Raw genomic sequence first — 14,243 nt, forward strand, 5'->3', positions numbered from 1 at the left:
ACCTGTCATTTCCTTGTGGATAACTTTTGATGATCGCTACAATCGAACCCTAAGTAAACTTATGAGCAAACCCGAAATCCCCCCACTCTTGGCACAACTTAACCCCCTTGGTTTCTGGGATCTAGCCCTACAAACCTTGGCAAAAGAGTTGTCGCCTCAACAGTTTAAAACATGGATACAGCCGCTTAAAATTAAGGGTTATGAAGAAAGTGAGCGCCTACTCTTAATTGGTGCGCCCAACCCATTTAAGCTTGATTGGATTCGGCGAACTTTTTCCTCGCGTCTTCACGAAATTGCTGCAGATTATTTTGGCTACCCGGTAAACCTACAGTTCACGCTTGGCTCAGACGCCCATCGTAGCTCTCAATCTGCCCCGGTTAAAACAGAGTTTGAGGTAGGGTTAGCGGCGCCGGCTACGGTTCTTCCTTCAGCGGTTCCCGCTCCCGCCCCAGACTCCGGTTTGGGTCTTGATGCGGTTGATGACATTCCAAATCCTGCTGAGCGAGAACAGGCCAAACTTAATCCCGCCTTAACGTTTGAAAACTTCGTTACCGGAAAAGCAAACCAGCTGGCGCGCGCCGCGTCAATTCAGGTGGCTCACAATCCTGGATCATCCTATAACCCAATGTTTTTGTATGGGGGGGTTGGCCTTGGCAAAACACATCTTATTCATGCGATTGGAAACCATCTTTTAAAAAATAAGCCTGACGCAAGAATTCGATACATACATGCGGAGCAATATGTATCGGACGTGGTTCGTGCTTATCAACAAAAGGCTTTCGATCGATTTAAGCGCTATTACCACTCCCTTGATCTTCTTCTAATTGATGACATTCAGTTCTTTGGGGGCAAATCAAGAACGCAGGAAGAGTTCTTTTATGCTTTTGAGGCCCTTATTAATAATGGTTCTCAGGTCATTATTACGAGCGACACGTACCCAAAAGAGATGGAGGGTATTGATGAGCGCTTGATTTCGCGCTTTGACTCTGGTTTAACGGTTGCAATTGAGCCGCCGGAGCTAGAGATGCGCGTGGCTATTCTTATGAAAAAGGCAGCGGCGGAGGGTGTGCCGATGAGCGAAGACGTTGCGTTTTTTGTTGCCAAACACTTGAGATCGAATATACGAGAGCTTGAGGGGGCGCTACGTAAGATTTTGGCGTATGTGCGCTTTCATGGCAAGGAGGTCAACATTGAGGTGGCCCGAAGCGCGCTCAAGGATTTACTGTCCATTCAAAACCGTCAAATATCGGTTGAAAGCATTCAACGAACTGTTGCGGACTTTTATAGCATTAAGGTTGCAGACATGTACTCCAAGAAAAGGCCGGCAAACATAGCTCGGCCTCGTCAAATTGCGATGTTTATTGCTAAAGAGCTTACCCAGAAAAGCCTTCCTGAAATTGGCGAGCTATTCGGTGGTCGTGATCATACGACTGTCTTACACGCCGTTCGCAAAATTGCTGAGGAGCGCCAGCATGATTCCCACCTCAACCATGAATTACATGTTTTAGAGCAGTCCTTAAAAAATTAGTGTGGATAAGCCTGTGGGTAAGGTGATGTATAAGTATGTGTCTAAGTTGTGAGTAGTTTTGTGAATATTGTTGGGTTGGGTTTTGGGGTCCCACTTCTGCACAAGTTATACACAAGCATTAACGAGTTTATCCACAAGAAATTTTTCTTGGAAAGCCATGATTTCGCTATAAAATTTAACTTATCAACACAAAACCAGACCATTACTACTATTACTACTTTGATATAAAAAAGGAATCTAAAGACAATGCAATTAGTTAACGCCACCAGAGATGAGTTATTAAAACCTCTTCAGGTTGTTAGTGGTATTGTTGAACGTCGCCACACGCTTGCGATATTGGCAAATTTATTGTTTCGTAAGGCTGGTAATACCGTTTCTTTTGTTTCTACGGATATAGAGATTCAGATAACGACCAAGGCTAATTTTGGTGTTGGCGACGACGAGATAACGACGACCGTGGGTGCTCGAAAGATTTTAGATATCCTGCGCGCCCTTCCAGATGGTCCGGTTAGTCTTAACTTAAAAGACAATCGAATGGTCGTTCAAAGCGGCAAGAGCCGTTTTTCTCTACAGACTTTAGCTGCGAGTGAGTTCCCGGTGATGCAGACCGGCGGGGAAGTCACTGCAAGTTGGAAGATGAGTCAGGGTGCTTTCAAGCAAATCATTAGCCAAGTTTATTTTGCAATGGCGCAGCAAGACATTCGTTATTACCTTAACGGTATGTTGCTTGTCTTGGAAGGCAAGGAATTGATTGCAGCTGCAACAGACGGTCACCGTCTCGCATTTAGTCAACTAACCTTAGATCACCCGCCGACCGGCGCCGGACAAAAACAAGAAATTATTATTCCTCGTAAAACAATTTTAGAGTGCCAACATCTTTTGAGTGATGGTGATGATCCGTTGCAGATAAGCTTAAGTGGAAATCAAATTAAATTAAGTTTTGGAGATATCGAGCTAATCTCAAAACTAGTTGAGGGAAAGTTTCCTGATTATCAGCGCGTTATTCCAAAGGGTCACAAAAACACATTGGTTGTTGGTCGTGAAACGTTACAGGCAGCACTTCAACGCGCAGCTATTTTGACAACAGAAAAATTTAAGGGCGTTCGCTTTTCGCTCTCTGGCAGCAAAATAACCATTCAGTCTACCAACGCAGAACAAGAAGAAGCGCAAGAAGAAATAGAAACCAAATACGATGGCGAGCCAGTTGAAATTGGGTTCAACGTAACTTATTTATTGGATGTTTTAGCCAACATCAAAAATAATGAAATTCAAATTAGTCTGGGAGACGCAAATAGTAGCGCCATTATTACTCTTCCCGGTTCAGAGTCGTTTAAGTATGTTGTTATGCCAATGCGCATATAAGCACAGCCGAGAAGGTAAGTTATATAAAAATGTCTGAAGAAAATAAAACATTAGAACAATACGGCGCATCCTCAATTCAAATTCTAGAGGGCTTAGAGGCGGTAAGAAAACGCCCGGGTATGTATATTGGTGACACCTCGGACGGAACGGGGTTACACCACTTAGTTTTTGAAGTTTTAGATAACTCTATTGATGAGGCCCTTGCTGGCCACTGTACCGAAATATCCGTCGTAATTCATACAGACAACTCTATATCGGTGATTGACAATGGCCGCGGTGTTCCTACTGGTATTAAGTACGACGACAAGCACGAGCCCAAGCGTAGCGCAGCTGAAATTGTAATGACGGAACTGCACGCCGGGGGTAAGTTCGATCAAAACTCATATAAGGTTTCTGGCGGTCTTCATGGTGTGGGCGTAAGCTGTGTCAACGCACTATCCAAATGGCTTCGCCTTACTATTCGGCGTGATGGCAAAACTCATCATATGGAATTTGGTCGGGGCGTTGTACAAAAGCGCAACATTCAAAAGGAGAATGGCGTTGAGGTTTCACCAATATCAGTAACTGGCGATACGGGCCTGCGTGGCACAGAGGTTCATTTTCTTGCCGACGAAGAAATCTTTGGAAACATAGAGTATCACTACGAAATACTAGTAAAGCGTATTCGTGAGCTTTCTTTCTTAAATAACGGCGTTCATATCCGTTTAGTGGATCAGCGCAGCGGCCAAGAGGAAGATTTTGCATTTTCAGGTGGTGTAAAGGGCTTTGTTGAGTACATTAATCAAAACAAAACGGTTCTCCACCCCAACATTTTTCATGCGGTTGCAGACCGCCCGTCCGATTTGGGCGGAACGATTACGGTTGAGGTGGCCATGCAATGGAACGATGGCTATAGCGAGCAGGTTTTGTGTTTTACCAACAACATACCCCAGCGCGACGGCGGCACACACTTAACAGGCCTGCGCGCGGCAATGACTCGGGTTATTAATAAGTACATTGACGAAAACGAGGTTGCAAAAAAGGCAAAAGTAGAAATATCGGGCGACGATATGCGCGAAGGTTTGACCTGTATTTTGTCTGTTAAGGTCCCAGAGCCAAAGTTTTCAAGTCAAACCAAAGATAAGTTGGTTTCTAGTGAGGTGCGCGGCCCCGTTGAGGATGTTGTGGCTCAGGCCTTGACAGAATACTTGGCAGAGAAGCCACAAGACGCCAAGATTTTATGCGGCAAGATTGTGGATGCGGCTAGAGCGCGCGAGGCCGCCAGAAAGGCGCGTGAGATGACGCGTCGCAAGGGCGCTCTCGACGGCATTGGCTTGCCCGGAAAGCTGGCAGACTGCCAAGAAAAGGACCCCGCAAAATCAGAACTCTTTATTGTTGAGGGAGACTCTGCTGGCGGCTCTGCAAAGCAAGGGCGGGACCGTAAATTTCAGGCGATTTTGCCCTTAAAGGGAAAAATTCTAAATGTCGAAAAAGCGCGTTTTGACAAAATGTTGGGCAGCCAAGAGGTGGTCACACTGATCACCGTTCTTGGTACTGGCATTGGGGTTGAGGAGTACAGGGCCGACAAGCTTCGCTACCATCGCATCATTATCATGACCGATGCGGACGTTGATGGTAGTCATATTCGCACTCTGCTACTCACATTCTTTTATAGGCAAATGCCTGAACTTATTGAGCGCGGGCATATCTATATTGCGCAACCGCCGCTTTACAAAGTAAAGCATGGCAAGAGTGAGCAATACATTAAGGATGATGTTGAATTAAATCAGCTGCTTTTTAAGATTGCTCTGGAGCAGGCGTCAATTGAAACCCCCTCGGGCGAAAAGATTGCCGGCCCCGCACTTGAAGACTTGGCAAAAAATTATCAAACGATACAGGCCGTCATTGATCGACTTTCGCGCACAATGGATGAAGATGCTTTGCGTGCTGTGGCTGATGGTGTTAGCCTTAATTTTGACACGGAGAGTGCTGCAAGCGCCTCGGCAGAGCGCCTTAGGAAAGCTTTTTCAGAAAATCAGCACCCCTTAGCTGTAACCCCTGAGATCACGGTTCAAAAAGAAGAGCGAACCGATCATTATCGGCTCTTACTTGCCCGCAGAATTCATGGAAACCTAAAACTATCAGTTATAAATTCAGACTTTGTGGCGGGTGACGATTACCAAAGCCTGGTGAAGGCGGCAGCCGCCCTTTCCGGTCGGGTTTTGGCGGGCAGTCGAGTTCGTCGGGGCGATCCAGAGAAGTCAAACAAAGAGCAGGCAGTCCAAGATTTCCGGGCGGCATTTGAGTGGCTTCTTTCCGAGGCTGAGCGTGCCATTAGTCGTCAGCGCTATAAGGGTCTTGGTGAAATGAATCCCCAGCAGCTTTGGGAGACAACCATGGATACGAGCACCCGCCGGTTGCTGCGTGTTCAGATTGAGGATGCAATTATGGCCGACCAGGTATTTACAACCCTCATGGGCGACGAGGTTGATCCACGCCGAGCATTCATTGAGAAAAACGCCCTAATTGCTCGTAATTTAGATATTTAGTCACATGAAAAAACGTATAGCCCCCAAGACGGTGGCAAAGAGCCATATCGCCGTTAAAAACTCTGAAATTCATGGTCGCGGTGTCTTTGTAAAAAAAGACATCCCAAAGGGTGCAGCCGTGATTGAATACATTGGCGAGCGCATTAGTTGGAAGGAGGCTTTGCGTCGGCACCCTCACGATCCAGAACAACCAAACCACACCTTTTATTTTTCATTGGAGGATGGAAGGGTGATCGACGCAAACGTTGGCGGCAATGCTGCGCGCTGGATAAATCACTCTTGCAAGCCTAATTGCGAGGCCGATGAGATTGCGGTGGATGGGGAAAGCCGGGTGTTTATTTTTGCAAGACGCAAGCTTCTTCCTGGCGAGGAGCTTTTTTATGACTACTCGTTAAATCTAGATGGTAAGCTAACGAAGAAAGAAAAAAAGGATTACGCCTGTTATTGCGGCAGTAAAAAATGCCGCGGCACAATGCTGGACATTGGTTAAGCCCCCCTTGTTTAAATGCTGTTTATTACTATTCAAGAATTAGAGGCCGCCATTAATTATTGGCGCTCACAATCGCCCGCAAAGGGCGAAGAGTTGATTTTGTCAAAAGAGGCCGCGGCGCTTGCCAAGCCCTACGCTCTTATGATCGTTCAGGGGTCACAACGAATGCCCATTGATATTTTGGATGAGGCGTGCAAAGAGGCGCTCACAAAATTTATGGGCGCTCGCAATTCTTCTTAAATATTTAGAGAAGCTAACAATACAAACAAATAAAACAACAAAGCGAAATTTTTGGAAACACTGGTCGATTTTTCATCTTATCTTTGGCTGTTACTTTTGTTTACTGCATTTGCATCCGGCTTGGTTGATGCAATAGCCGGCGGCGGCGGATTGATCCAGGTGCCGGCACTTTTTATGGCATACCCAGACGCACACCCTGCAACATTATTAAGCGCCAATAAGGTGTCTTCAATTGGCGGAACCATAAATGCAGCGCGCCGTTATTTAAAACACGCACAACTGCCCTGGAATATTTTGGGCCCCGCGATTATCGGTGGATTTATAGGCGCACTATTAGGCGCCTTTGCGGTAAGCGTTTTTCCTTCTGAGCCCTTGCGCAAAGCCCTGCCCTTCATGTTGGTTATCTTGTTGGCCTATACCTGGTTTGCGCCAAGCTTTGGGCTGGAGAATCGACCACCCCAAAAGGTGGGGAGGCACGAAGAGATAAAGGCCATCGCAATGGGCTTGGTTATTGGTTTCTATGATGGATTTTTTGGTCCTGCGACCGGAAGCTTTTTTTTGTTCGCCTTCGTGCGCCTTTTTTATTTCGACTTTCTTCACGCCTCTGCCGCAACAAAGCTCGTGAATGTCACCACCAATTTTGCCGCCGTGTTTATGCTCGTAAGCCTGGGTTTTATCGACTGGCCACTGGGCTTGATCATGATGGTTGCTAATATTATTGGGAGTCAGATTGGAAGCAAATTAGCCATTAAACACGGCAGCCAGTTTGTAAGAAAGATCTTTTTAGTTGTTGTGATGACCCTCATCGCCAAATCTGGTTACACGGCTTTTTTTTCTAATTAAATCAATTACTTAAGATTTAAAAAAGGCTTTTTGGGTTACTGTGTTTCACGTGAAACAGTAAAAATGCTATGATCTACGCCCGACAAAGGGCAATCCATGCTTTATTCCAAGAAATTTGATGTCATTGTGGTGGGCGGCGGTCATGCTGGCACCGAGGCTGCGCTTGCGTCCGCTCGAATGGGTTGCGCTACCCTTTTGTTAACCCACAGCATCGAAACCCTTGGCGCCATGAGCTGCAACCCCTCCATCGGTGGCATTGGGAAGGGGCATTTGGTAAAAGAAATTGATGCCTTGGGCGGCGCGATGGCGGCCGCAACCGATGAGGCTGGCATTCAGTTTCGCATCTTAAACTCCAGCAAGGGCCCGGCAGTGCGAGCAACCCGGGCGCAGGGCGACCGCATCTTATATAAGGCTGCCATACGTAGGCGCCTTGAAAATCAGGCTAACTTGAGCTTATTTCAAGCCGCTGCGGATGACTTGATTGTGATGGGCGATCGGGTTTTGGGGGTTAAAACTCAAAACGGTCTTGAGTTTAGGGCGCAAACAGTTGTATTAACTGTGGGCACCTTTCTGGATGGAAAGATTCATATTGGCCTGATGAACTTTAGTGGCGGGCGTGCTGGAGATCCTGCGGCAATGACACTTTCAGCTCGTCTAAAAGAGCTTGCGCTCCCCCAGGGGCGACTTAAAACCGGGACCCCGCCGCGCATTGATGGCAGAACAATTGATTTTTCGGTAATGACTGAGCAGCCCGGCGATTTAGATCCTGTCCCATGTTTTTCATTTATGGGGCGGCCTGAGCAGCACCCTCGGCAGGTGGCCTGTTGGATAACTCATACCAATGCAAAAACGCATGACATCATTCGCGGAGGCCTTGACCGCTCGCCGATGTATACGGGGGTTATTGAAGGGGTGGGCCCTCGTTATTGCCCTTCTATAGAGGATAAAATTCACCGGTTTGCAGCCAAAGAGAGCCACCAGATTTTTTTAGAGCCCGAAGGCTTGACGACCAATGAGTTTTATCCAAATGGTATTTCGACTAGCTTGCCATTCGATGTTCAGCAGGATTTGGTGCAGAGTATCCGTGGTCTTGAGTCTGCGCAGATTGTTCGGCCTGGCTACGCGATTGAGTATGACTACTTTGATCCAAGGCGCCTTAAACATAGCCTGGAGACTAGGGCGTTGTCTGGACTTTATTTTGCGGGCCAGATTAATGGCACCACGGGATATGAGGAGGCCGCTGCCCAAGGCCTCTTGGCCGGAATTAATGCGGCACTTGCAGTTAAAGAACGCGATCCATGGGTCCCGAAGCGAAGCGAGTCATACTTAGGGGTTTTAGTAGACGACCTAATTACCCGTGGGGTGCAAGAGCCTTACCGAATGTTTACTAGCCGAGCAGAGTATCGACTGAGTCTTAGAGAGGACAACGCCGATGCCCGTCTTTCAGAGAGAGGGCGCTCAATGGGCCTGTTATCAGACCGGCAATGGGAGTTTTTTCAGAAAAAGCAGGAGCATGTTTCACGTGAAACATCTCGTCTCGCCACATTTCGGGTCGGCCCCCGCCATAAAGCAGCCCCAGCACTGGCAGCCTTCCTGGGCCAGGCCTTGTCGCACGAATCCACCCTGGCAGAGATCTTGCGACGACCCGAAGCATCTTATCGGGATCTTATGCAGGCCGACCCTCAGCTTGCTGAGGGCGCCCCAGCAATATCAGACTTGCAATTGCACAAACAGATCGTTGATCAAGTTGAGATATCGATCAAGTATCAGGGTTATATTGAACGACAAAAAACTGAGATAGAGCGACATGAGCACTATGAAAGCCTTCGCTTGCCCCCAGATTTAGACTATTCCTTAGTGAAAGGCCTGTCTGTAGAGGTTTGGCAAAAGCTCAATATGCATCAGCCTGAGACTTTGGGGCAGGCCTCCAGAATTTCTGGGCTTACGCCGGCAGCCATCTCATTACTGCTGGTTCATCTAAAGAAAGGCATTGGTAAAACACAGGTACTGCTATGAATGGCCTGACTTTAGAGGGCAGCCTTGCCGATCTGGGCTTGAATATTGAGCAAATTAAAGCGATGGATTATTTTTTAAATGAGCTATTGCGATGGAATCGGGTGCACAATTTAACGGCAATTGAGGATACAGATTCTGCTATAAATTTACATCTTATTGATTCCATTGTAATTTTTCCAATACTAATGCGCTATTTGGGAAGTGCTGCGAGAGACAAAACACAGAAACTTCAGCTTGCTGACATGGGCTCCGGAGGCGGCCTCCCGGGGATCCCGCTTGCTATTTTGCAAACCCAATGGAGCCTTTATTTGATCGAGGCAAGCAAAAAGAAGGCAGCTTTCTTACAGCATGTGCGTGGCGGCTTGCAATTAAATAATATGAGCGTAATGGCAATGCGCGTTGAGCAGGTTGCACATAAGATGGCGGGGGAGTTCGATGCAGTTACTGCGCGCGCATTTACTCGATTAAAAAAGCTATTGGAGTTGGCAAGGCCCCTACTAAAACCTTCGGGCTTGGTGTTTGCAATGAAGAGCCAGCGCAGCGAAGAAGAAATTGCAGAGGTTTCTAAAGCAGAGTGGACGCTTTTAGAGGAGTGTGCGCTGGCATTGCCTGGGCAAAAAGTAGACCGTCGATTATTAGTATTTCAAATTAAGTAAAAAAGAAAAATAATAAAATGGCCAAAACATTTTGTATTGCAAACCAAAAGGGCGGCGTTGGTAAAACAACAACCGCCGTTAATTTGGCTGCGGGCCTCGTGGCCCAAAAACAAAGAGTTCTTTTGATAGACCTTGACCCCCAAGGCAACGCAACAATGGGGTCTGGAGTTGACAAAGCAAATTTAGAAAACAGCGTTTATCAAGTCCTAATCGGCATGGCCACCGCGGCACAGACCGTTCTGTACGCGCCCACTGCTGGCTACAGCGTGATGCCTGCAAACCGTGATTTGGCCGGAGCAGAAGTAGAGCTGGTTGATTTAGAAAATCGTGAGATGCGATTGAAGCTAGCCCTAGCGGAGATAGAGGATCAATTTGACTTTATCTTGATCGACTGTCCGCCAGCATTATCTTTACTAACGCTTAATGGCCTGTGTGCTGCCGATGGCGTTGTGGTGCCAATGCAATGCGAGTATTTTGCCCTTGAAGGGTTATCGGATTTGGTGAATACGATTAAACAGGTGCACGCAAATTTAAATCCCAATTTAAAAATAATTGGATTATTGCGGGTCATGTTTGATGCTCGCGTTACATTGCAACAACAGGTATCAGAGCAGCTTATGACCCATTTTGGGAATAAGGTGTTTAAGACAATTATTCCTAGAAATGTTCGTTTAGCAGAGGCGCCATCATTCGGTTTGCCTGGGGTTATTTTTGATAAATCAGCGCGTGGAGCACAAGCCTATATTGAATTCGGCGGAGAAATGGTTGAGCGCATTAAAACAATGTAGATAAAAAATGAGTGTAAATAAGAAAAAAGGACTGGGAAGAGGCTTGGATGCCTTGCTTGGGGCCTCCAATAAAAATATGGCGAGTGAATTTGGTGGCGACAACCCTAGCGCCTTGCCGCTTAATTTGTTGCAGGCAGGCAAATATCAGCCAAGACAAATAATGGACGAGACTCCTTTAAAGGAGTTGGCCGACAGTATTCGTGAGCGGGGTGTGATACAGCCTTTATTAGTACGAGGGTTAGGAACAGGTCGATACGAGATTATTGCGGGCGAGCGACGCTTTAGGGCTGCCAGCATTGCTGGGCTTAAAGAGGTGCCGGTGCGCATTGTGGACGCGGACGATCAGGCGGCAGCGGCTATGGCATTGATTGAGAACATGCAGCGCGAAGATCTCAATCCCCTTGAGGAATCACGGGGCCTTGCACGTCTTATTGAGGAGTTTGGCTTTACTCATGAACAGGCCGCCAAGTCGGTTGGAAAGTCGAGAAGTGCAATTAGTAATTTGTTGCGCCTATCCCAGCTGGCAAAAGCCGTGCAAGCAATGCTAATAGCTGGCGAGCTGGATATGGGGCATGCAAGGGCCCTACTTTCTTTGCCTGGGTCTAGTCAGGTTGCGCTGGCTCAAAAAATTGTGGCCCAGGGCCTTTCAGTTCGGGAGACAGAGCGATTGGCAGCTTCGGCCACCTTAATTTCAGGAGACTTGGCAAAGAAAAAACCATTAAAAGGCTCTGCGGGGAAGTCGAGCCAGGCCGATCAAGACCTAAAACGATTGGCGCAGAATATGGCCGATATTGTGGGCTTAGAGGTCGAGTTTAAAAATAAGGGCAAGGGAGGAGAGCTGCGGTTTTACTTCAGTCAATTTGATGAGCTAGATGCCCTTATGAAAAAACTGGGTATTGAATCAAATTAAGTAATAAAAGTACCTAAAACAATTGACCTTGATCGGGGCAAATAATAGAATGTTGTTGCTAAATTGATTCCCAAAAAAGATCATTCAGCGCACGCTTGGGACGAGGTCGATGAGCAGCAGTTGGCTTATCGGACCTATAGCAAGAAAGAGATGGATGCCCTGCGGCAGAATAAAAGCAGAGCATTTTTTACCCTTTCTCCCTGGGCGGTTATCGGCCTTCAGTTGGTCGTGACCTTATTGAGTGCGCTCGCTTGGTCGATTGTTGGAATTCCAAAAGGTCTGAGCCTTTATACTTACTCAGCTCTTTTGGGTGGATTTATCGGGTTTTTTCCGGCATCGCTGTTTGCTTTACGACTCAGCGCCGCCAAGCGAATGAAAAACCAGAATCCTGGGAGTTTGTTAGCGGCGATTGTTTCTGGCGAATTTATAAAAATTGCCGTAACGATTGCAATGTTTGTGTGGGTAGCGTTTAGTTACCCAGATCTGCAGTGGATACCGTTGCTGGTCACTTACTTTGTCACGCTCAAGTGTTATTGGCTTGCGTGGTTTTGGCGGTGAGCAGTGTTAATTTTGTGTAACAAGGGAATTGCTTAAAAATGGCAAGTGCAGCACACGGAGCTCCTAGCGAGCCTTTAACACCCACAGCCTACATTGCAGAGCATTTGCAAAACCTTAACAATATTGGTGGTGCGCAGACCTCCATTATTGATTTCAGCGTTATTAATTTAGATACCCTTTTTTGGACCCTCTTAATGGGTCTTATCGCCGTTGGCTTTTTGTTGGTTGCCGCAAGACGAGCGACGTCTGGTGTACCAGGGCGCTTTCAGGCCCTAGTAGAGATGTTGGTAGAGATGGTTGATACGCAATCAAAAAGTATTGTGCACGGTGATCGTAGCTATATTGCCCCACTAGCCCTATTTGTATTTTGTTGGATTATTTTGTTAAACACGCTCGACCTCGTTCCGGTTGATTGGGTTGTGGGGGTAAATCATTTCTTAGAAAATTTTGGCTTACATGTTCCTCACCACAAAATAGTTCCGACGACCGACTTAAATGCAACACTAGGAATGTCATTTGCAGTTCTGCTCTTAGTGTTTTTCTATAGCTTCAAGGCAAAAGGCGTCGGCGGATTTGCCCATGAACTTTTATCCGCCCCATTTGGTGCGAAATGGTACTTGGCGCCGTTTAATTTAGTGTTGAATATTATTGAATATGTTGCAAAGGGCGTTTCATTAGGAATGCGACTATTTGGCAACATGTATGCGGGAGAATTAATTTTCTTGTTGATTGCCCTGTTGGGAAGTATTTGGACCTTTAGTCTTGATCTAAGCGTGCTCGGACTGGTTGGACATGTGATCGCAGGGTCGGCATGGGCGATATTTCACATTCTTGTTATTTTGTTGCAAGCATTTATTTTTATGATGTTGACCTTGGTCTACATTGGTCAGGCACATAGCCATCATTAACTAGCCGTTTTTATTTTTAACACCACCTTTATTACTTAGGAGTCAACATGCAAGCATTTTTAGCAAACATTCAAGGCCTCACCGCAATTGGTATTGGTCTCATTATTGGCCTCGGAGCCCTTGGCGCCTGCTTGGGAATCGGCCTAATGGGTGGAAAATTCATTGAGGGTGCTGCACGTCAGCCAGAATTGATGAACGAATTACAAACCAAGATGTTCTTGTTGGCCGGATTGATTGATGCTGCGTTCTTGATCGGCGTTGGTGTTGCAATGTTGTTCGCTTTTGCGAACCCACTTCTTGCCGTTATTAAGTAATTTTGTTTCGGGCCACATTAGTGGCCCACAACAGCGAAATGTTTTGAAAGGAACATCGTGAATCTAAACGCGACCTTATTCGCGCAAATGATCGTTTTCTTCATCTTATGGTGGGTCGTTGCGCGTTTTGTATGGCCCCCTTTGGTGAAAGCGCTAGATGAGCGCTCTGCTAAAGTTGCCGATGGCTTGGCAGCCGCCGAGCGTGGCAAGATCGATCTCGAGAATGCAACCAAAAAAGCAGAATTGGCAATGGCGTCTGCGCGGCAAGAGGGTGTTCAGCGTGTAGCAGAGGCTGAAAAAAGAGCGCAAATGGCTGCTGAGGAAATTAAGGTAAATGCTCAGGCCGAAGCCGCACGCATTATTGCCCAAGCAAAAGCCGATGCAGAGCAACAGGTTGGTAAGGCGCGAGATGAGTTGCGCAATCAAGTTGCAGGCCTAGCAGTCAAAGGCGCAGAGCAAATCTTGCGCCGCGAGGTTGATCCCAAAGCTCATGCCGCGTTATTGGACCAATTAAAGGCAGAGCTATAAATGGCCGACATTGCCACAATTGCTCGGCCTTATGCTGAGGCTTTATTTGCAAGCGCTAAGCCTGCTGATCTGAGTGCTTGGGCAAATCAATTAGAAGACTTAGCGGCGTTGTTTGAGAATGCTGAATTGATTGCGTTGGCCAATAACCCAAAATTAAGCTCAAATGACCTATTCAAATTAATTGAAGGCCTTCTTAAGTCGAAGCCAGATCAAGGTCTCGCCAGCTTCTTAAATTTGTTAGCCAATAACCACCGCTTAGTGGCATTACCCGAAATTGCAAAGCAATTTATTGCTATGAAAAATCAGAGCGAGGGAGCAGCAGAGGCAATCATTACATCCGCATTTCCGATGGAGGGCGGGGCTTTAACTGAATTATTAGCAAGTTTAAAAAAACGATTTGGTGGAAAAGAGCTGCGCCCGACGGTTGTGGTTGACCCAGAGCTGATTGGCGGTGTTCGCGTACAAGTAGGCGACGAGGTTTTGGACAGCTCGATTAAAACCCGTTTAGTACAAATGCAAATCAATTTAAGCGCGTAACGATTAATTAAGAACATACGATTTATATCTAGGAGTA

15 protein-coding genes are annotated in these 14,243 nt (G+C 46.8%); all 15 read left to right on the forward strand.

Going from position 1 to position 14,243, the window contains the following annotated elements:
- Positions 1–61: 61 nt before the first annotated feature.
- The 15 genes from dnaA to NKE59_RS00075 all read left to right on the forward strand — a co-directional run bounded on the left by dnaA (position 62) and on the right by NKE59_RS00075 (position 14,206).
- Positions 62–1,528, forward strand: coding sequence for a chromosomal replication initiator protein DnaA (dnaA, locus tag NKE59_RS00005; protein ID WP_353438810.1), 1,467 nt, complete (start codon positions 62–64; stop codon positions 1,526–1,528).
- Between the two features lie 246 nt (positions 1,529–1,774).
- The gene (gene dnaN, locus NKE59_RS00010; RefSeq protein ID WP_353438811.1) at positions 1,775–2,890 is read left to right on the forward strand and encodes a DNA polymerase III subunit beta; all 1,116 of its coding nucleotides are present in this window, start codon (positions 1,775–1,777) and stop codon (positions 2,888–2,890) included.
- 29 nt (positions 2,891–2,919) lie between these two features.
- Entirely contained in the window at positions 2,920–5,418 is a 2,499-nt protein-coding gene (gyrB, locus tag NKE59_RS00015; protein WP_353438813.1) for a DNA topoisomerase (ATP-hydrolyzing) subunit B, read from the forward strand.
- Between the two features lie 4 nt (positions 5,419–5,422).
- Positions 5,423–5,908, forward strand: a complete 486-nt coding sequence (locus NKE59_RS00020) for an SET domain-containing protein-lysine N-methyltransferase (RefSeq protein WP_353438814.1) — start codon at positions 5,423–5,425, stop codon at positions 5,906–5,908.
- Positions 5,909–5,923: 15 nt separating this feature from the next.
- Positions 5,924–6,148, forward strand: a complete 225-nt coding sequence (locus NKE59_RS00025; RefSeq protein WP_353438815.1) for a DUF3717 domain-containing protein — start codon at positions 5,924–5,926, stop codon at positions 6,146–6,148.
- Positions 6,149–6,199: 51 nt separating this feature from the next.
- Positions 6,200–6,991: a TSUP family transporter gene (locus NKE59_RS00030; protein WP_353438816.1), complete on the forward strand. Its 792-nt coding sequence runs from the start codon at positions 6,200–6,202 to the stop codon at positions 6,989–6,991.
- Positions 6,992–7,087: 96 nt separating this feature from the next.
- The gene (mnmG, locus tag NKE59_RS00035; protein ID WP_353438818.1) at positions 7,088–9,007 is read left to right on the forward strand and encodes a tRNA uridine-5-carboxymethylaminomethyl(34) synthesis enzyme MnmG; all 1,920 of its coding nucleotides are present in this window, start codon (positions 7,088–7,090) and stop codon (positions 9,005–9,007) included.
- A complete protein-coding gene (gene rsmG / locus NKE59_RS00040) occupies positions 9,004–9,663 on the forward strand; it encodes a 16S rRNA (guanine(527)-N(7))-methyltransferase RsmG (RefSeq protein WP_353438819.1) in 660 nt (219 codons plus the stop codon). The genes mnmG and rsmG overlap by 4 nt, the downstream gene beginning before the upstream one ends.
- A 17-nt stretch (positions 9,664–9,680) precedes the next feature.
- A complete protein-coding gene (locus NKE59_RS00045) occupies positions 9,681–10,451 on the forward strand; it encodes an AAA family ATPase (protein WP_353438820.1) in 771 nt (256 codons plus the stop codon).
- Positions 10,452–10,458: 7 nt separating this feature from the next.
- On the forward strand, positions 10,459–11,361 hold the full coding sequence (locus NKE59_RS00050) for a ParB/RepB/Spo0J family partition protein (protein ID WP_353438821.1): 903 nt from the start codon (positions 10,459–10,461) through the stop codon (positions 11,359–11,361).
- 63 nt (positions 11,362–11,424) lie between these two features.
- Entirely contained in the window at positions 11,425–11,919 is a 495-nt protein-coding gene (locus NKE59_RS00055; protein ID WP_353438823.1) for an ATP synthase subunit I, read from the forward strand.
- Between the two features lie 38 nt (positions 11,920–11,957).
- Positions 11,958–12,827 carry a F0F1 ATP synthase subunit A gene (gene atpB / locus NKE59_RS00060; RefSeq protein WP_353438824.1) on the forward strand — a complete coding sequence of 290 codons (870 nt, stop codon included), beginning with the start codon at positions 11,958–11,960 and terminating at the stop codon, positions 12,825–12,827.
- A gap of 47 nt (positions 12,828–12,874) precedes the next feature.
- Positions 12,875–13,141 (forward strand): F0F1 ATP synthase subunit C, encoded by a 267-nt coding sequence (gene atpE, locus NKE59_RS00065; RefSeq protein ID WP_215370752.1) that lies wholly within the window; start codon positions 12,875–12,877, stop codon positions 13,139–13,141.
- Positions 13,142–13,198: 57 nt separating this feature from the next.
- Positions 13,199–13,669, forward strand: a complete 471-nt coding sequence (locus NKE59_RS00070; RefSeq protein ID WP_353438826.1) for a F0F1 ATP synthase subunit B — start codon at positions 13,199–13,201, stop codon at positions 13,667–13,669.
- Entirely contained in the window at positions 13,670–14,206 is a 537-nt protein-coding gene (locus NKE59_RS00075; protein WP_353438827.1) for a F0F1 ATP synthase subunit delta, read from the forward strand.
- Positions 14,207–14,243: the final 37 nt, after the last annotated feature.

It is taken from the genome of Polynucleobacter sp. UK-FUSCHL-C3, assembly GCF_040409815.1.
Lineage (GTDB): Bacteria > Pseudomonadota > Gammaproteobacteria > Burkholderiales > Burkholderiaceae > Polynucleobacter.